The 18,296-nt window shown below is 27.3% G+C and carries 19 protein-coding genes; 9 read left to right on the top strand and 10 right to left on the bottom strand.

Translation table 11 applies throughout. The features are described from left to right. Position 1: 1 nt before the first annotated feature. Together BT0_RS00095 and BT0_RS00090 are read left to right on the top strand one after the other, a co-directional pair. Positions 2-499: a hypothetical protein gene (locus tag BT0_RS00095; protein ID WP_011771983.1), complete on the top strand. Its 498-nt coding sequence runs from the start codon at positions 2-4 to the stop codon at positions 497-499. Next, positions 500-1,480 carry an RluA family pseudouridine synthase gene (locus BT0_RS00090; protein WP_011771982.1) on the top strand — a complete coding sequence of 327 codons (981 nt, stop codon included), beginning with the start codon at positions 500-502 and terminating at the stop codon, positions 1,478-1,480. Here the strand turns inward: BT0_RS00090 and BT0_RS00085 are convergent. Beyond that, positions 1,477-2,445 (bottom strand): YitT family protein, encoded by a 969-nt coding sequence (locus BT0_RS00085; RefSeq protein WP_011771981.1) that lies wholly within the window; start codon positions 2,443-2,445, stop codon positions 1,477-1,479. The genes BT0_RS00090 and BT0_RS00085 overlap by 4 nt on opposite strands. Before the next feature lie 128 nt (positions 2,446-2,573). On the opposite strand from BT0_RS00085, the gene BT0_RS00080 reads away from it, so the two are divergent. After that, the gene (locus tag BT0_RS00080; protein WP_011771980.1) at positions 2,574-2,963 is read left to right on the top strand and encodes a rhodanese-like domain-containing protein; all 390 of its coding nucleotides are present in this window, start codon (positions 2,574-2,576) and stop codon (positions 2,961-2,963) included. Then, complete coding sequence (gene udk, locus BT0_RS00075; RefSeq protein ID WP_011771979.1) at positions 2,956-3,576, top strand: uridine kinase; 621 nt, start codon at positions 2,956-2,958, stop codon at positions 3,574-3,576. The genes BT0_RS00080 and udk overlap by 8 nt, the downstream gene beginning before the upstream one ends. On the opposite strand, the gene priA is transcribed toward udk, so the two are convergent. Genes priA through cdaA form a run of 7 tightly spaced genes read right to left on the bottom strand, consistent with a single transcriptional unit; the run spans position 3,573 to position 9,851 of the window. Next, complete coding sequence (gene priA, locus BT0_RS00070; protein WP_011771978.1) at positions 3,573-5,549, bottom strand: replication restart helicase PriA; 1,977 nt, start codon at positions 5,547-5,549, stop codon at positions 3,573-3,575. The genes udk and priA overlap by 4 nt on opposite strands. Next, positions 5,542-6,120, bottom strand: coding sequence for a hypothetical protein (locus BT0_RS00065; RefSeq protein WP_011771977.1), 579 nt, complete (start codon positions 6,118-6,120; stop codon positions 5,542-5,544). The genes priA and BT0_RS00065 overlap by 8 nt, the downstream gene beginning before the upstream one ends. Then, positions 6,113-6,850: a tRNA pseudouridine(38-40) synthase TruA gene (gene truA / locus BT0_RS00060; protein ID WP_011771976.1), complete on the bottom strand. Its 738-nt coding sequence runs from the start codon at positions 6,848-6,850 to the stop codon at positions 6,113-6,115. Before truA ends, BT0_RS00065 begins: the two co-directional genes overlap by 8 nt. Further along, complete coding sequence (locus tag BT0_RS00055; protein WP_011771975.1) at positions 6,851-7,699, bottom strand: DUF2225 domain-containing protein; 849 nt, start codon at positions 7,697-7,699, stop codon at positions 6,851-6,853. Positions 7,700-7,702: 3 nt separating this feature from the next. Next, on the bottom strand, positions 7,703-8,080 hold the full coding sequence (acpS, locus tag BT0_RS00050) for a holo-ACP synthase (protein WP_011771974.1): 378 nt from the start codon (positions 8,078-8,080) through the stop codon (positions 7,703-7,705). Position 8,081: 1 nt separating this feature from the next. Further along, entirely contained in the window at positions 8,082-9,077 is a 996-nt protein-coding gene (locus BT0_RS00045) for a CdaR family protein (RefSeq protein ID WP_011771973.1), read from the bottom strand. Positions 9,078-9,080: 3 nt separating this feature from the next. Next, on the bottom strand, positions 9,081-9,851 hold the full coding sequence (gene cdaA / locus BT0_RS00040; RefSeq protein ID WP_041178546.1) for a diadenylate cyclase CdaA: 771 nt from the start codon (positions 9,849-9,851) through the stop codon (positions 9,081-9,083). A gap of 133 nt (positions 9,852-9,984) precedes the next feature. On the opposite strand from cdaA, the gene BT0_RS00035 reads away from it, so the two are divergent. From BT0_RS00035 to trpS, 3 genes are all read left to right on the top strand, one after another. Further along, positions 9,985-10,842, top strand: coding sequence for a haloacid dehalogenase-like hydrolase (locus BT0_RS00035; protein WP_041178402.1), 858 nt, complete (start codon positions 9,985-9,987; stop codon positions 10,840-10,842). A 96-nt stretch (positions 10,843-10,938) separates the two neighbouring features. After that, positions 10,939-12,012, top strand: a complete 1,074-nt coding sequence (locus BT0_RS00030; RefSeq protein ID WP_011771970.1) for an AI-2E family transporter — start codon at positions 10,939-10,941, stop codon at positions 12,010-12,012. Positions 12,013-12,014: 2 nt separating this feature from the next. After that, the gene (trpS, locus tag BT0_RS00025) at positions 12,015-13,070 is read left to right on the top strand and encodes a tryptophan--tRNA ligase (protein WP_011771969.1); all 1,056 of its coding nucleotides are present in this window, start codon (positions 12,015-12,017) and stop codon (positions 13,068-13,070) included. Positions 13,071-13,151: 81 nt separating this feature from the next. On the opposite strand, the gene BT0_RS00020 is transcribed toward trpS, so the two are convergent. Then, complete coding sequence (locus BT0_RS00020; protein WP_041178545.1) at positions 13,152-14,945, bottom strand: phosphoglucomutase; 1,794 nt, start codon at positions 14,943-14,945, stop codon at positions 13,152-13,154. Positions 14,946-15,099: 154 nt separating this feature from the next. Between BT0_RS00020 and BT0_RS00015 the strand changes: the two genes are divergently transcribed. Both BT0_RS00015 and BT0_RS00010 read left to right on the top strand, forming a co-directional pair. Beyond that, complete coding sequence (locus tag BT0_RS00015) at positions 15,100-16,554, top strand: UTP--glucose-1-phosphate uridylyltransferase (protein WP_011771967.1); 1,455 nt, start codon at positions 15,100-15,102, stop codon at positions 16,552-16,554. After that, positions 16,517-17,584, top strand: a complete 1,068-nt coding sequence (locus BT0_RS00010; RefSeq protein WP_011771966.1) for a glycoside hydrolase family 3 N-terminal domain-containing protein — start codon at positions 16,517-16,519, stop codon at positions 17,582-17,584. Before BT0_RS00015 ends, BT0_RS00010 begins: the two co-directional genes overlap by 38 nt. A 57-nt stretch (positions 17,585-17,641) precedes the next feature. On the opposite strand, the gene BT0_RS05910 is transcribed toward BT0_RS00010, so the two are convergent. Then, positions 17,642-17,998 carry a hypothetical protein gene (locus BT0_RS05910; RefSeq protein WP_236842836.1) on the bottom strand — a complete coding sequence of 119 codons (357 nt, stop codon included), beginning with the start codon at positions 17,996-17,998 and terminating at the stop codon, positions 17,642-17,644. Positions 17,999-18,296 lie beyond the last annotated feature (298 nt).

The raw sequence follows: 18,296 nt of genomic DNA, 5'->3' as shown, positions 1-18,296 counted from the left end.
ATTGATGATTAGATTTTTGCTCTTGCTTTTTAATGTTTTTATTCTTTATTCAAATTCTTTGGATTATTTTAAATTTGAGTTGGAATATTTAAATTATAAATTTTCGCTGCGAGATAAAATTTCCTCCAGCGAAAATAATATTGATTTTGGTAGTGAATTTTTTGTGAGGCTTGAATCTAATGATGATTTTTTTTATAAAGATGTTCAAGAAAATAAAGATTTAAATATAGAAAAAACTATTAATTCTAATTGGGGTAAGAAATTATTTAGGTTTTCAGCAATAAGTGTTGGCACTTTTCCTATAGCGTTATTTGTAGGTTTGTATTGTTTTGATTTATCTTATTATTTTAATAATATGGATGGAAAAAATTTTCCATATCCTTTCTCAAGTGGTTTTGAGCTTTCAAAAGATGAAACTTTTAAAAAATTTATGATTTCAGCGTCAGCTGGGTTAGCAATATCTTTAATAATTGCCTTGATTGATTGTTTTAGTTATTAGATGAAAAAATTTCAAAAAGAGTTTATTGTAAGGAAAGATTCTCAAAGATTGGATATTTATTTGTCTGAAGATTTGTGTCTTTTTACTAGAAGCCAAATTAAGAAAAGAGAGGTAAAAGCTTTTAAATATCATGATGGTGTTTTTGTTGCAATAAAATTATCAAGACCCGTTTTTGTAGATGATAAAATATTAATAGAGTTTAATGAAGAAATTAATTTAAGGGAATATGTAAGACCTTTGAATTTGCCTATTAGTATTCTTTATGAAGATATAAATGTCATTGTTGTGGATAAACCCCAAGGTATTTTAAGTCATCCTGGTATATCTAACTTAGAGAATACTATTGTAAATTTTCTTTTATACCATATCTCGGGCTTAAGAGATAGTTTTCAGGAGGATAAACTTAGACCCGGAATTGTGCATCGGTTAGATAAAGAAACGTCTGGTGTGATGATTTGTGCTAAAAATTTGAAAACTTTAAATTTCTTATCTAGACAGTTTAAGGAAAGATTTGTTAAGAAAGTTTATATTGCAGTTGTTAAAGGCAATTTTAAAATTGATTCTGGTATTATTGAAACTTTTATAGATAGAGATAGACATGATAGAAAAAGATTTAGCGTGCATGAGAATAGGGGAAAGAGGGCATTAACTGAGTATAGAGTATTGGCTAGTATAGGTAATTATTCCTTGGTAGCTCTAAAGCCTAAAACAGGACGTACTCATCAATTAAGAGTTCATATGAAGCATTTAAATCATCCAATATTAGGAGATAGTATTTATGCTAGATTGGATAAAGAGTTTAAAGAAATGTCTTTGATGCTTCATGCTTTCAAACTTGAAATTAATATTAAAGAAGGTTCTTTGAAAAAATTTATTTCAGTATTTCCACAAAGATTCATTAATTTTTTATCGATATTTTACGATAAAGAGACGTTAAGTATACTTGTTAATGATTTTATTGTATTTTTAGATAAGTTTTAAGTTGTAGTATCGTATTTATTTGTAATTGGTGATTCAATAATTTTTTTTCCACCAGTTATTTCATTTGTGTTGAGTACTGTAATGAAGCAGTTAGGGTCAATTTTTTGAGAAATATATTTAATTCTGGACATACGCATTGTAGGAACTACTATAAAAACTATAGTTTTATCGTTTCCAGCCCAAGCACCTTTTCCCTCAAGTAGTGTAGCTGCTACTTTTAATTTATTGGTAAGCAAATAAGATATTTCTTTTCCTTTATCTGAGATAATAAGGATTGCTTTTTGATTACCAAATCCTGTACTTGTCTTATCCGTCATTATAGCTGTTACAAATGAAGCAATTAAAGTGTAAAGGGCAATTTCAATATTGAAAAAGGCTGCTGCAATTAGTAAAACTGCAAGGTTAAATAGGAAATTTGTAGTTCCAATGCTAATTGAATATTTTTCTTTAATTATCATGGAGACAATGTCTGTACCACCTGATGATCCCTTTGCTCTAAAGATTAGACCAAGTCCAAGACCTGATATGAGACCTGCTAAAATTGATACAAGTATCATATCGTTTATTTGCATTTTGTATTGTAAAAATTGTGAATAGTTGACTATGAGTGAGTATAAAGCCATTGCGATCCAGCTTTGAATTACAAATGTTATATTTAAGAACTTGATTCCAATAATGAATAATGGAATGTTTAATATGAATATTGTAAGTCCTAGATTAAAGTTTAAGAGGTAATGCATCATAAGTGCAATTCCTGCAATGCCACCACTTAAAAGTCCGTGTGGTATGTATAAAATGTTTGTGGATATTGCCATTAAGAGTGAACCAGTTGTTATTTGTAATGTGCTAATCAGTATTAATTTTGGATCTTTGAGGATATTCTTTAGCTGTTTTCTCAGTATTTTTAATATAATGAACTTAATTTTTTGTTTTATTCTAGTCCATTTATTCCTTTTTTTTTTCATTTTTTTGTTACTTACTCTTTAGCATAAAATCATTGATTTACTTGAATTTTATATTAATTTTACTAAAAAACAATTCAATTTTATTGCATTTATTTCTTTTTTTTTGATATTATTGTTTTATAAAAGATATGATTGTTAGTTATATAAAGCTTATATGTTTGATAGTTTTTCTCTTTTTTTATATTTGGTTCTTTATTGTTTTAAAGATGAAAAGAACTAATTTGGTTTTACTGGAAAAAATTAAAAATGGTGCAAAAATATTAGATATTAGATCCCCCAAAGAATATAGTAAATCTCATTATGCAAAATCAATCAATATTCCTTTTAAGGATTTGTTTGCTAAAAAAGATAAGTTAGGTAATGTTGAAACCCAAATAATAATTTATGGTAAAACTTTTAACAAGTCTATTGAAGCTAAGAAAATTTTAAAAGGATTAGGCTTTAATAATGTATTTGTTGCAGGAACTTTAAAAAACATGCCTAAATTGCCTAGTTCTAAAGAAGAGGTTAATGGTTAAAATTATCGGAATAACAGGTGGATCTGGGAGTGGGAAAACTACAGTTGTTAATAAAATTAGTGAAGTTATTCCTGAATTTGTTCTTATATCGCAAGATAATTATTATAAAAGTGTCGGTGATTATGAATATGAATTTTTAGATGTTAATTTTGATCATCCAGATGCTTTTGATAACAATTTGTTTTATAAGCACTTAAAGAAACTAAAAGAAAATAAGTTAATTCATATGCCTCTTTATGATTTTATTAATCATAAAAGAAAAGATGAAACCGTTGAAATAGTTCCAACTCCTGTTGTTATTGTTGAAGGTATTATGATTTTTGTTGAAGAGAGAGTACGCAATTTGATAGATTTAAAGATATATATTGATACGCCTAATGATATTAGGTTTATTAGGAGACTTGAACGAGATATGTCTAAGAGGGGGCGTACATTGGAATCCGTTATTGAACAGTATTTAAGTACTACTAGGGCAGGATATTATAGATTTATTGAACCTACTAAGGAATATGCTGACCTTATTATTCCTGAAGGAGGACATAATGATAAAGCCCTTTATGTTCTCTCATCTTTCTTAAGAACTCTTGGACAAGAAAGTTCAGTTTTTTTTTAAAGCAATGAAATTGGGTAATAATCTATTTCAATGTATGTATCTCTTGTTAATTTTATTTTTTCTTTTGTGTGACGTATTAGCTTTTCAAGTAAATTGAATGATTTTGATAAATATATTATATTATACCTATAGTATTTGGATATTTTTGACATGGGTGCTTTTGATGGGCCAAGATATTCGATCTTATCATTTAATAACTCTTTAGATATTTCAAAAAATTCTAAACATTTATGTCTAGCAGTTTCTTGTTTTTTGCTTCTAATTACTATTCTAATGATTTTTTTAAAAGGAGGATAATTTAATTCTTTTCGAATTTTTATTTCTTCTTTATAAAATTCTTCATATTTGCCCTCATATGCGTATTTTATAGGATAATAATCCGGATTTTTTGTTTGAATAATAATTGTGTTGTCACTTTGGAATCTTGCAGCTCTGCCTAGTACTTGTGAGATTATTGCAAAAATTCTTTCACTGCTTCTAAAATCAGGTAAACCCATTCCAATATCTGCATTAATGATACCTAGTGTTTTGATCTGTTTAAAATTAAAACCTTTTGCAATGATTTGTGTTCCAATTAAGATATCTAATTGTCCATTTTCAAATGCATTTATTGATTGAATAATTTCTTTTTTATTAAGATCGGAGTCTGTTCTTGCTATTCTTGCATTCGGCAAAAAATTTTTTAATTCTCTTTCAATAAATTGAATCCCATATGTTTTGTATATGATATCTTGTGAGTTGCAATTAGGACAATTATTTATTATGTTTGTTTTGTAATTACAGTAATGACAGATGAGTTTATTTTCACTTTTATGGTAAATTAAATTGAAAGAACAATGTGGACAGTAAATTATATGTCCACAAATCTTGCATTCAAGTGTTTTTGAATATCCTCTTTTATTGATAAATATTAGTGCTTGTCTTTTATCAATTAAACTTTTTTGTATACTGTAAAGCAATTCTGAAGATATTATTTGGCGTTCTTTTTTCATGTCTATTATTTTAAGTTCTTTGAATGTTCTTTCAAAAAATTTATTTTTTAAAACCATTTTTTTTATCTGATTATTTTCCATGGCAAGATATGCTTCAAGTGATGGTGTTGCACTTCCCATTACAAATTTGGCATTAAATGTGCTTTGTAGAAAAAATCCTATGTGTCTTGAATGAAATCTTGGGGTGTTTTCAGATTTATATGTGTATTCATGTTCTTCGTCCATTATTATTAACCCTAAATTCTTAAATGGCAACATTAATGCGCTCTTAACACCAATTATAATTAAATTTTCTCCATTCTTGACTTTATTCCATATTAAGGTTTTCGTTGAATTTGATACTTTTGAGTTATATTCATAGACTTTATTTGTGCTTAGATTTGATTTTATCCTTTTAATTATTTGATAGCCCAGAGAAATTTCGGGAATTAAGAAAATTATTTGTTTTTTTTGTTCCAAATAGTTTTCGCATAGTTTGATAAATATTTCTGTTTTTCCAGAGCCGGGGACACCAAATAAGTAAAATGTATTTTGTATGTTTGATTCAATAATTTCTTTATAAATACTATTTTGTTCTTCATTTAATTGAATGGGTAGTTTATAGCTTAAATTTTCATTGTCATTATTTTTGATTTCTTTATTTGAAGTTGAAATTTTAGGTAACCCACAAAATAGAGTTTCTCCAAATCCAGAAAATGTTTTTTGACTGATCCAGTGTGCAAGATTGATGTTATGTTCTATTATTATTGCATTCTTGTCAATGACTTTTATTATATCTTTTATTTCAAATGTGAAATTTTCCTTAAGTTCTTCCTTAGCATATCTTTTAATTATGATTCCAATTGTGTCTTTTCCATTAAAATTTGTTATTATTCTTATTCCTGTTTCTAATTTTAAGTTATATTTATAAAAAAAAAGTCTATTTACGGGAATATTAAACGCAATTTCATAGTAAAAATTGTGTTCTGAGTTTTTATCCATATTTTATTATACCTTTTATGATTTTTAAGTCTTGCCAGATTTCTTTTTTGATTTCTGGATTTGTTACTTGATTTGTAGGGAGATATGTAAATACTATTGGAATTCCTTTAAAGTTTAATTCAAATCCTCTCACAATTTGTATTCTTAAGTGTTGGTTTAAGAATAATGCTACTTCTTCACATGCAAGAATTGCTTTAGGTTGTTGGTTGTTAATCTCGAAGGTTAGAGTGTTAGGATTATCTATTATTTTGTAATTTAATATTTTAATACTTTCACACCATTTTTTTACTATTATTTTTGCATTTTGATTTAGATATTTTTTATCTATATATACTATTAATAAACCTTTTTTGTCATTTTTATTTATTTTGTATCCTGTTGATTTTATTAATCTATTATTTTCTTTTATATCTTTTTGTTCTGTGTGTTTTAAAATTTTTATGTTTCTGGCTTTGATTATTTGATTTTTAAGTTTCTCAAATTCTTCTTGTTTGCTATAAATATTTTCCGATATATTGTTTTTAAGTGTTCTGAGAAGTATCAATTTTTTAAGCAATTTGCTTTTATTCATAAAAAACCTTATCTAAAAATAAAGCTTTAGCGGGTGCTGTTTTTCTTGTAAGTTTTCTATTTTTTGAGTTTAAAATTTTTTTAAAAGTATCGACAGGTTCATTTTTTATCTCTATATCGATCATTACTCCTACTATTGATCTTACCATTTTCCATAAAAATGAAGAGCCTATTATTTCAAAGATTATAAATTTATTTTTTTTCTTAAATCTAGCATAATAAATTTCTTTCAATTTTGAGTTTGTTTGGTCTCTTATGCATGAGAAGGTAGTAAAATCGTGTATTCCAATTAGCATTTCGGCCATTTCATTTAGTCTATTAATATTTAGTTTTTTCTTTACATAATAAGCCCGATATCCTTCCCAAGGATAGTGGTTTTCATTGTTGAGTATGTAATAGCTATATTTTCTTCTCTTGGCATCAAATCTAGGTTGAAATTTATCTTCTACGTACTTTAATTTTATTATTCTAATATCGTCCTTTAATAGGGAATTTATTGCTGTTTTTAGATTTTTGAGCTTAATATTTATTTTTATATAAAAAGATATTATTTGTCCTCTTGCATGTACTCCTTTATCTGTTCTGCCTGCTGAATGAATTTTAATCTTTGTTTTACTTATTTTCTCTAATACCTTTTCAATTTCTCCTTGAATTGTTGGTTTTTTTGGTTGGATTTGAAATCCATAATATAGCGAACCGTCATATGTTATTTTTGCAAGTACTTTTTTCATTTATTTAAAAGTTTTTATTTCGTTTGAAATTTTAAAATAAACTTCTTTTATTTTATCTAAAAGTATTGAAGGCTTTTCTTTTGATGATTTTCCCATCCCGGTTATTTTAGATAGTAGAGTTTTTATGTCAACTAATTGATTGTATCTGTATTGTTTATCTTCTTTATTACCATAAAAATATTCTAGTAAACTTGATAGGTATAGAACACTGTCATATCCATAATTTTTATCTGTATCAGGACCAAATACTATTTCAGCGTTAATTGGTTCTGAATTATTTTGCTCTTTTTCGATTGTTAATTTATAAAGATATGCTGCTTTATGATAAAATATTTTTTGTAAATAGTTATAGTTTTGATTTGGATATTCTTTGTCTAGATCTTCAAAGATCCAGGCCGATCTTATTGCACATTTTGCTTGATTGAAAGTTGGATTATGAGTTTTGTCCAGATGTTCATAACACATTATGGCAAGGATATAACTAGCAGCTCCTTCTTGAAGTCTTCTTGGTTCATTAAAATTTAGGTTGTCTTCGAAAATTGATTTTATTTCTTTACGTTCATCAGTACGGATAATTAGAATTTGTTTTATGTTGTTGTTAATAAGTGCTATTGCATTGAACTCATTTGGGAAAGCAGCCAGATAACAATTGGGACATACTGTTATTGAATATATCCTGGGATAAATGTTGCCATATTTTTCATTTTTTATATACTCTCTCTTTAAATCAACTTTTAACTCCCCAGCTATTAATCTGCTACTTCCTGTTAATAGTTCTTCTTTCCTAAATTTGTGTTTGCATAAAGGACATTCAATTTCGTATTTTGTCAAATATGATATTTTTTTCATAAATTAATTCTCTACTATTACAAATGCAATAGCATACTCCCTTTCATGTGAAATTGTCAAGTATAATTTTAGATTCATTTGGTTAATCAGAGTTTTAATATCATTGTGTAATTGGAATATTATGTTACCTTTTGGTAAGCTTATAATTTCAATATCTTTAAGTGAATATTTTATTTTGATATTTATTAGTGGGCTTAGCGCTTTGATTAATGATTCCTTTGCTGAAAACTTACCAGCTAGACTTTCTAAAACCCCTTTTCCTTTCATTGCTGAATTTTCAATTTCTCTTTGTGTAAAAAATCTTTCTAATTTTTTTCTATTTTGTAAAAAACTATTAAATCTTGTAACTTTTATTATATCACATCCTATTGATTTCGTCATTTTATTGCTCTGTTGAGATTACTTCAATCTTTATTGTTTTGGGTTCATATTCATACACTTCTATGCCATGAGTGTTATTTTTAAGTATTATATCTGTGTTAATATTATAAATTCCAGGAGTTGCAATTTGACTTAAATCGAGATTAAGATTAATATTTTTGTTAGCTATATGCATTTTAATTATCTTTTCTGAGAGTCCGCTTCTTATCTTAATAAACATCTCATTTTCTGGGTCTAAGATTTTTTCTTTATTTTTTATTTCCAGTCCATTTTTTAGGTTATTGAAAATTAAATTGGGGTTTTTGATTGTTGTATGTATGTATTTTTTACCTAGTGTAATATTGACTATTACGTGATTTTTCTCAAGCGTTATTAGTGGGTTTGGAGAAATTACTTCCAGATGTTCTGAAATAAATACAGTATTTATATCGAATTCTTTTATTTTGGTTTTGATTGAGTTTATTGTCTTGATTACTTTTTCAGGGCCATGTATTTTTAATTTTTCAGGTACTATATTATATTTGGCAATGAAATATTCTCCTTTACCCTCTTTTTCAAGTAATTTAAATTTGGGTTCAACTTTGACTAATTTTGAGATTTTTTTATCAAGGTTTAGTGTAATTTTATTTTTTGAAAGCTTATATTCAACAATAGGTATGGGATTAAAGTTTTTGATCTTTATTGGCAGTTCATATTCCCCGGCTTCTTTTATGTTATTAGCTTCAACTAATAAGGTTATTCGGTCAAGGTCTAAATATTTTAAGTCTTTTTTATTGATTTTGACTGTAAGTAACATTTTATTAAAATCAGGTATTTTACCTAATGTAACTTCATCTTCTAATAAAATATTAAATTTTTTTTCTATTGTAATTGATTCTATACTATGAAAGTAAGATGTCGTGAACATAATAATGGCTATTAGGATAGAAATAGCTTTATTTTGCCAATCTTCAAATAATAATTTTATTATATTCATAAATTTTTTAGTTATAATCATTATTCATTCTATTAATGCAAGATTTAATTTTTTTTTGATTTCATTTAAGCTTAAATTATATTCTAATTTTCCGTTTTGTGTGAGTGAAATAGAACCAGTTTCTTCAGATGTTATTATTGTTATTGCATCTGAATTTTCAGAAATCCCAAGCCCTGCTCTGTGTCTTGTTCCAAAGGTTTTGCTGATAGATTCGACATTAGATAGTGGTAGGAAAGAACCAGCATAAACTATTTTGTTATTACTAATTATGACTGCTCCATCATGTAAAGGTGTTTCATAATCAAAAATTGATATTAGTATTTCATTAGATACAATGGAATCTAATCTTATGCCTTTATTTATTATTTGATCTAATTGTATTTTTTTTTCTATGCAGATTAAGCTACCAGATTTATTTTCTGATAGATGCTTAATTGTTTTTATTATCTCAACAATAGTTTTGGTAGTTTCTTCTTTGTTGTTTGCAAGTTTAAAAGATAAATTAAAATTTCCAATTTGCATAATTATTTTTTTTATTTCTTGATGAAATAGTATAAGCATTGCAATTGGCAATATGTTTGCTATGTAATTTAATAGCCAATTTATTGTGTATAAGTTGAAATAATAAGACACGATACCAATGGATGTAATGATGATCATTCCTTTGAGTAAATTTACAGAATAAGAATTAATAACATTTTTATAGATATAATAAACTAAAATGCTGATTAAACTTACATCTAATACTTTAGAGAAAATATCTTTTATTTGATTTATACTACTTATATCTATCATAATCATTTTTATTCAATATATTCATATATGTTAAAATAATACCATATATAAATATATTGAATATATTCATAGTTATATATATATATATATATTGTAATACAAGTTAATGTTAATTTAAATTTATTTTTTGTTTATGGGTAAAAAAGAAAAGATTATAGCTTTGATATTTGATTTTGATGACACTTTAATTTATGGTAATATGCAACAGGTACTTTTTGATGAGTATAATGTTAATGCTAGTTTATTTTGGGATGAAGTTGAAAATTTATCTATTACTTATAACAAAAATCATTGTAATATCATTGCTAATGAAATGATATATTTGTCACATTTTTTAACATATGTCAAGGAAGGTATTTTTAAAGGCTTAAATAATAAAATATTATTTGAATTGGGCTCAAAATTGAGATTTTTTGAAGGAGTTATTTCTTTGTTTAAAGAAATCGATGAAATAAATCGAAGTTTAAAGAAATCAGATACTGTGATAAATATTTATATTGTTTCAAGTGGTTTTAGACAGATGATTTTAGGCAGTAGTATTGCTCCTTATGTTACTAAGGTTTGGGCTTGTGAATTTATAGACACATACCTTATGCCTTTTTATCAGAATTTAGATAATAAGTTTTCAGAAAATGTTGTTTTAAGTAGCGTATGTTATTTCGTAGATCATACAATAAAAACCCGGGTAATTTTCGAGCTAAATAAGGGATCTTATGATAAAATTAATAAGAGGATTCCTAAAGGTAGAAGAGAGATTCCTTTTGAAAATATGTTTTATATTGCAGATGGTTTTAATGATATTCCAGCCTTTGAAATTTTGAATAACAGCTTAAATCATTATAAAAATACGTTGACGGTTTATCATGGAAATGATGAAAATGCTAAGAGGCTAGTTAAAGAGAAAAGAGTAGGGGATTTAGCCGAAGCTAATTATAGTAAGGGAACTAAGTTATATAATTGGATAATGGAAAAGATTCATTTAAATATATGAATTGATTTTAAATTTTGACAAATATTCGTGAGTGAGTATTGACTCTGTTTTTAAGTATTTTTCATAATGATTAAGATATATTGAAGGAGAAGTGAGATGTCTTTAGAGCTAAAACCAACTGATAGGTTAAAGTTTGTTAAATTACAGTCTGTGTTTTATGTTATAGCTTTGATTGTAATGTTAATTGCTATTTTAAAAATAGCACAAACAATATTTAAACCTTTAGCTATTGCGGTGGTTCTTGGGTTTTTGGTATATCCCATTTATACTTTTCTTAAAAAACTAAAGATCCCAAGAGTTTTAATAGTTTTTGTAATTTTTTTTGTTCTTTTTTCATTTTCTTATTTGGTTTTTAGTTTTGTTTATTATAGTGTTACTGTCTTAATTGATCAATTACCTTATTATCAGAAGCAGTTGATTTTTATTATGGTAGATATTCTTGAAAAATATAAGTTAGATAGTGCTATTATTAGCACTATAGATTTTTCTAAATATATTTATCCTTTTTTAACTCGGATCTCTAATGAGATTATTGGATTTGCAAGCAGTTTGGTTGTGTTATTTTTATTGTTGTATTTTTTACTATCAGAAATACACATTTTTGATATAAAAGTTAAAAATGCTTTTAAACAATCTGTTTCGAGTATATTTATTGAGGCTTTAAGTACAATAAATAGTCAGATTAGTAAGTATCTGGGAATAAAGCTCTTTGTTAGTTGTCTTACAGGTTTTTTAGTGTTTATAGGTTTAAAGTTATTTGGACAAGATTTTCCTCGTGTATGGGCTGTGCTTACATTTGTTTTTAATTTTATTCCAAGTATAGGTTCAATTTTAGCAGTTTTTTTTATTATGATAGCTGCTTTAGTACAGTTTTATCCTAATTTAAATTTAGTTTTTTATATATTTATATATAATACATTTGTTCAAATGTTGATTGGGAATATTCTTGAGCCTAAGATGCAAGGACATAGGCTTGATCTTTCTCCTTTTTTGCTGCTTTGTTTTCTTTTCTTTTGGGGATGGCTTTGGGGCATTGTGGGACTTTTAATAGCCTATCCTTTTACAGTGATTATAAAAGTAATAGTAGATAATATAGCGTGTTTAAAACCTTTTTCTGTGTTTTTAAGTGGTTCAAAGATCTTAAGTGTTGATAATAATAAGGAGAGTTAAGTTTGCAGAGAAAAGTTATGCTTACAGGAGATAGACCTACAGGTTCTCTTCATTTAGGGCATTATATCGGGTCTATTGTTAATAGATTAAAGTATCAGGAGGAATATGAGACTTATATTATTATAGCGGATTTGCATACTCTTACTACAAAACCAGATTTAAAAAGCATTAATGAAATATCTGTTAATGTTAGAGAAATGGTTTTGGATTATCTGGCTTGTGGGATTAATCCTGAAAAAGTTAATATCTATTTGCAATCAGCTATACCTGAGCTTTTAGAGTTAAATTTAATATTGTCAATGATTGTAATGGTTAATCGTTTGCAAAGGATTCCTAGTATAAAGGACATGAGTGTTGCTGCTGGACTATCTGAGGTTCCTTATGGACTTTTGGGTTATCCTGTTCTTATGAGTGCGGATATTTTGATGACAAAGGCTAATTTAGTTCCAGTTGGACGTGATAATGAGGCTCATATTGAGCTTACAAGAGAACTTGCTAGGAAATTTAATTATCTTTATGGAGATTTTTTTCCAATTCCTGAAGCTATCTTTACAGATTCTCAGGCCCTTGTGGGAATTTATGGCAAGGCTAAGATGAGTAAAAGTCTTGGTAATGCGATATTTTTAAGTGATGATGAAAAATCATTGCGTAAGAAAGTTATGTCTATGTTTACAGATCCGAAAAGAGTGAGAGCAGATATACCAGGAGAAGTTGATGGTAATCCTGTTTTTATTTATCATGATCTTTTTAATAGTAATGTTGATGAGCTTTATGAGTTTAAAACTAGGTATAGGAAGGGTACAATTGGAGATGTTGAAGTTAAAGAGAGGCTTTTTGAGGTTTTAAATCAATTTTTAATACCAATTAGAGAGAGAAGAAAATTTTTTGAAGCTAAAAAGGGTTATATTGATGAAATAATATTTGAAGGTACAAGTAAAACCAGAAAAGTTGCAATAGAAGTTATAAAAAATGCTAAAAATTTAATGGGTATATCAAGGACGTGGAATGGGGTGAGGAGAAATGTAGAGAAAATTTTAAAGAATAATTTAAGTATATAGGTTGTACCGAATAATTGACTATAATAAATCAAGTTGTTTGAGTTTTGTGTCATAATTCATGTATGTTAACATGTATGTTAATTAGATTAAAGAGTTAGCCGAGTGTATTAAATCTATATGAAAATCTAAGAGAGGATATAATAAATCATTATGTTCAGATATGACCTCACTTAATACTCTAAATATTGGTTCTGTTTTTGAGCCACGGAACCATAAACTAGCAATTATTTCATGTTTATTATTTTTAAATAAAACTTTAAGCCCCCCTGATGAGTCACCTGTTCTAGAGATGTTTTGTTTGATACCCTCATAATTTATAATTTCATAATTATGTATTGGTAATTTGTGTAATACGGTATTATTGTTGTTGTTGAATTCTTTGTCTAATAATTTTTCGTAGTTGGTTTTTAATATTTCTTGATTTTCTACTTTTATTTTAAGCATGGCTTTTTCTGATGATACTTCTACATTGCTATAAAAATTGATTGTCTTTAATATGTCTCCAAGAGTGTAGTGTTCATTATATGAATTATTAGATATTGAGCACCATATTTTGTAAAGATTTTTGATTTTAAGCAATTTTATGATGCTAAAGAGAGTTGTTAATGGATCTCTTACTTTTGAAGGGTATGTAATATTGCCCCCATTTGATCCTTCTCCTAAAATTTTTACTATTAATCCTTTATTCCGTAAAAGGTCAGCCATTTCTGTTAAGTTGGCTTCACCAACCTCCACTCTATAAACTTTTGTGTTAAATAGCGAGGCTATTTTTTCAATGTTTAGTGAGGTTGCATCATTAACTACGATAGCTAAATTGTCTTTAATTCCTGTATGGTAAAGATAGCTAAGCTCTGAGAGTACTGAGAGTGCAAATATTTTTTGTGGTGTAATGATACTTGCTTGTTCTTTTTTTAAAATTGCGACCAAATTGCCTCTGTCTCCATCACAATCAGGGACATATCCTAACTTGAAAGAATTGTCATTCTTAAATTTTTGTTCTAATATTTGTTTGCACATGTTTAAAGATGTCCCTTCAGGAGTCATTCCATGTTTAAAGATACCAATTTCTGTGTTATGAAATTCCAATTTTATTCCCAAAGATTCAATCATTTCTCTATCAATTGAGTTAATGCGAGAACTACCATTCATCTCACCTATGATTCCTATAGGTTCTTTTTTGATAGTTTTTTTTAGTATGTCAATATTTTTTTGATTATGTGTATCTGAATATATTATTTGCTGCATTAATGATTTATATGAGTTATAAGATTGTGTTTTATGTCTAGCCTGTGAAGTGATAATTGTTTCATATGTTTTTAAGTGCAGAGCATTGGTATTAAACTTTTGTAAGTTTGTTATTAGATTGTTTATTAAAGTTTCATTTTCAATGTTGGATCTGATCTGACATATTATTTTCTTTGTTTCATTTGAATTTAGCACGCCCCCATCATTTAATCCAATTTTAATGCCATTATATCCTGTAGGATTATGACTGGCAGAAATGTATATAAATCCTTTTGAATTTTGATTTTCTTTTGTATAAGCTAAGATTTCTGGTATTGGGAGTATTCCAAAAAATTTTACACTGTTATTGTTTAAAATTAAGGTCTTAATTATTATCTCTGAGATTATATTTCCAGTTGCTCTTGAATCTGATCCAACATTGATATATTTTTTTGGTTTATCTTTAAAATAATTTGATATTGTAAGGGTTATAAGAGCAACCAATATTTTGTCGTCATCATTGATTTCATATTCTATTGAATTTTCATTTTTTGATTTTGCAAATATCTTTCTAAATCCTGAATGAGAAAGTATCATTTCATTAATAGCGTTGCTTAGATTTGTCATATTTAGTATATACCTTTTTAGCATATTTTCCTCTTCATTAGTATATTTTAATTTAATATTTGCCTTTATTTGTAGTACTATGATTATAGTAACATATTCTATTATAATAAGCATTATTTAACGTGCTTCTTATAATATGTTAATTGTTGTTTACCTTGTCTTCAAATGAGGTTTTGGTGTGTATGAAGTAATTGATGAAATTTTTTCTAAAAAAATGCTTGATATGCTTAATATGCACAAACTTAAAACTTTAAGCATATCTGTTAAGAATTTTCCTGATGAGAGTCATGGCAGTATTTTAAGTCTTGCTAATAATTCTGTTAAATTAAAGTTTAAAAAGGAACTTGTTGAACATAATTTAAAAAAATATATTGATGATTTTACAAAGTTTTCGGTTTCATCAGAAAGTAATTTTTATGTTTTTACCGGTGATGATCTGGAAAGACTAGGATTATTGCTTTATCCTTATCTCTCATTTGGTATTTTAAATGGGGGTTCTGCGACTAGTTATTTTGATATACTGAAAAATAACGATTTTAATGAGGAATTGTATTCTTTATATGCAGATAAAATACTTGAAGCTAGGAGGTTGTTTGGGCATTTGCCAAAGGGAATAACACCTGCATATGTTAATAGAGATGGTAGTTATGGATTTTCATTTTTAGCATTAAAAATGCGACATCTTTTAATGCTTTCTAATAGATATTGTGAGCTTTATGGTAAGAGTATTAAGCCTTCGATTTTTCAGATGACAAGTTTTAAGACTTATAAACCAATTTCTAATTTTTTAGATAATATTTTTGATGATAATTTGATTAAAGATTTGAATTCTTGTGGTTTGCAAAGGGCAGATATTTTGACAGCGATTCAGCCTTTGGTTTATTGTTATAATAAATTAGATGATGGTCAATATGAATATTTTAGCTATTGTACTAATGGCAAGAGATCTTTTTTGGCTTTACCTGCTGGTCATGGTCAAAATTTTAAAGTTTTAAGAGATATTTATTTTAAACTTTATAATTCTGGAAAAAAATTTGTGTATATTGGTAATGTTGATAATATTGGTTTTACTGTTAATTTACAGACTCTTGCCATAATGGCTATAACTAATAGTTCTTCTGGCTTTGAATTTAGTGTTAAAACCCCACTAGATACAAAGGGTGGGGTTTTAGTCTTGGATGATGATAATCATTTAACATGTGTTGATATTGGTAGTGTTATTTCTAAAGAAGCTGTACTTAAAGCTGAATGTAGAGGTTCTAGGATTTTATTTAATTGTGCCACAGGTCTTTTTAATTTAGAATATTTGATAGAAAATATGGATAGAATAATATCAGATATGCCTATAAGAATTATTGAACAGGATAAAGAGTTTGGTAGATATACTGCAATTGAGCAAATAACTTGGGAAGTTATGAGAATAGTAGATAATCCATTAATTTTTGAGGTCAATAGAGAAGATAGGTTTCTGCCCGCGAAATTATTTGTTGATACGCTTATTATGAGTAATTACATGAATGATAAATTTTCGGGCAATATTTCTGATATTGCTAGATATTTAAATTATGCTCTTAATAATGCATTGAAGAATAAATATGATTTGGTATTTAGGCAAGGTAAGTGGGATGTTTAGATTTGTGTTGTTTGGCCTTTTATTGTCTAGTTTAGTTTTACTAGGCTCCATTCCTGATATAGATTATGATTATTTTGAAAATGATAAATTTGATCTTGTAGATATTGATAAATTTTTAGGAAGAGTTAATGTTAAGAACATTTTGAGGGAACGTTGTTTTTTTATTGGCATTAGGAATGTTGCTAATCCTAGTGCTGTGCAAGCACTAAGTAAAGAAGAACTTGGTAAAATAAGAGAGATAAATCCAGTAGGAATTATTTTATTTAGAGAAAATTTTAAGGATGCACAACAAACTAAAGAGTTGATTGAAGGGATAAAGAGATATCTTGGTTCTGACATATTGATTGCTGTTGATGAAGAAGGAGGACTAGTTAGTAGAGCTAGTGAGAATAAAAAATTGGGAGTTTATAATTTTCCTGCTATGGAATCTGTTGGAAAGACTGGAGATTCTCAGCTTGCATATAAGATTGGTGAAATTCTTGGGAAACAGCTTAGACGACTTGGTATCAATGTAAATATGGCACCTGTAGCAGATGCAAAATTTGTTCCAAATAGTCCCTTAGGTAGCAGAACTTTTGGGTATTCATCTTATAATATTGGTCTTATGGTAGAGGCATTTATTGATGGGATACAAAGGGAAGGTGTGTTTGCTGTGGTTAAACACTTTCCTGGACTTGGAGGCACAAAAGTAGATACCCATAAAGATTTGGCCTTATTACCTTATAGTAAAAATTTTTTAATGGTAAATAATTTTATACCATTTCTTTTTGGCAAGGAAGCAAAATTTATTATGCTTGGGCATGTACTTGTTCCTAAGATTTCCGGAGATGTAAGTAGTATGTCAAAAGATATTGTGGATATTATAAGACATAATCTGAATATCTTTAGTATTATCATGACAGATGCATATGATATGGGGGCAATTGTAAATAATTTTAGTTTGGGGCATGCGATTAGGAAATCATTAAATTCAGGTATTGATGTTGTGCTTATTCCAGAAGGGTTTAAGAAACTTAATGTAGAAGAATGAATATTCTTAGTTTTGTATAAAGGAAATGCTTATTAAAAATTACCATTATTGTTATAATTAGATAGGAAAGGTAATAGCTATATCGACTAAAAAATACTCACGTAGAGAAGAAGAAAATGTAGAGAGTATAGAGAATAAATTAGTAATTGGAATGTTAAGTTTAACAGAGACAAAAGGAAATGCAGGGAAAAGAAAAGCAGAAATATTGTTACCAGTAATAATGGAAGTTCTAAGAGCTATAGGTAATTGAGTACCTATTAAGATATTGATAATGAAAGAATATATGTGTATTTGATATTTCAATATATAAAGAGAAATAGATAAAGTAAAATAGACATTTGAGAATAAAGTTGGAACGTGGGGATAAAAGTGGATGGGGATGATATTGAAATCAATCCATTCATTGTAGGTCATGGTTATTCCAATGAAAGCGTAATATTTATAATGTTGATTATAAGGAGTTAAATTTATATAATTGTGTTGAATGATACCTATTTGTAGTGGTTTTATATTTTCATTATTAAATTTTTCACCCCATGCATGGGTATATATTATTAATAAGTGTAGTGATATAAGTATTAAATTTTTCATTGTGTGTGTAAGGAATTGTAACATGTTATTAAGGAATAAAGAACAGTTTGTATTTGTTTGGAAGGAGGTTTTATACTAATAACAATTAAACTAGTTTAATTGTTATTAGGAAAGGGCGAAT

Source organism: Borrelia turicatae 91E135 (genome assembly GCF_000012085.2).
Classification (GTDB): Bacteria; Spirochaetota; Spirochaetia; order Borreliales; family Borreliaceae; genus Borrelia; species Borrelia turicatae.
The sequence above is the reverse complement of the archived record's forward strand: the minus strand, read 5'-3'. Positions and strand labels throughout refer to the sequence as shown.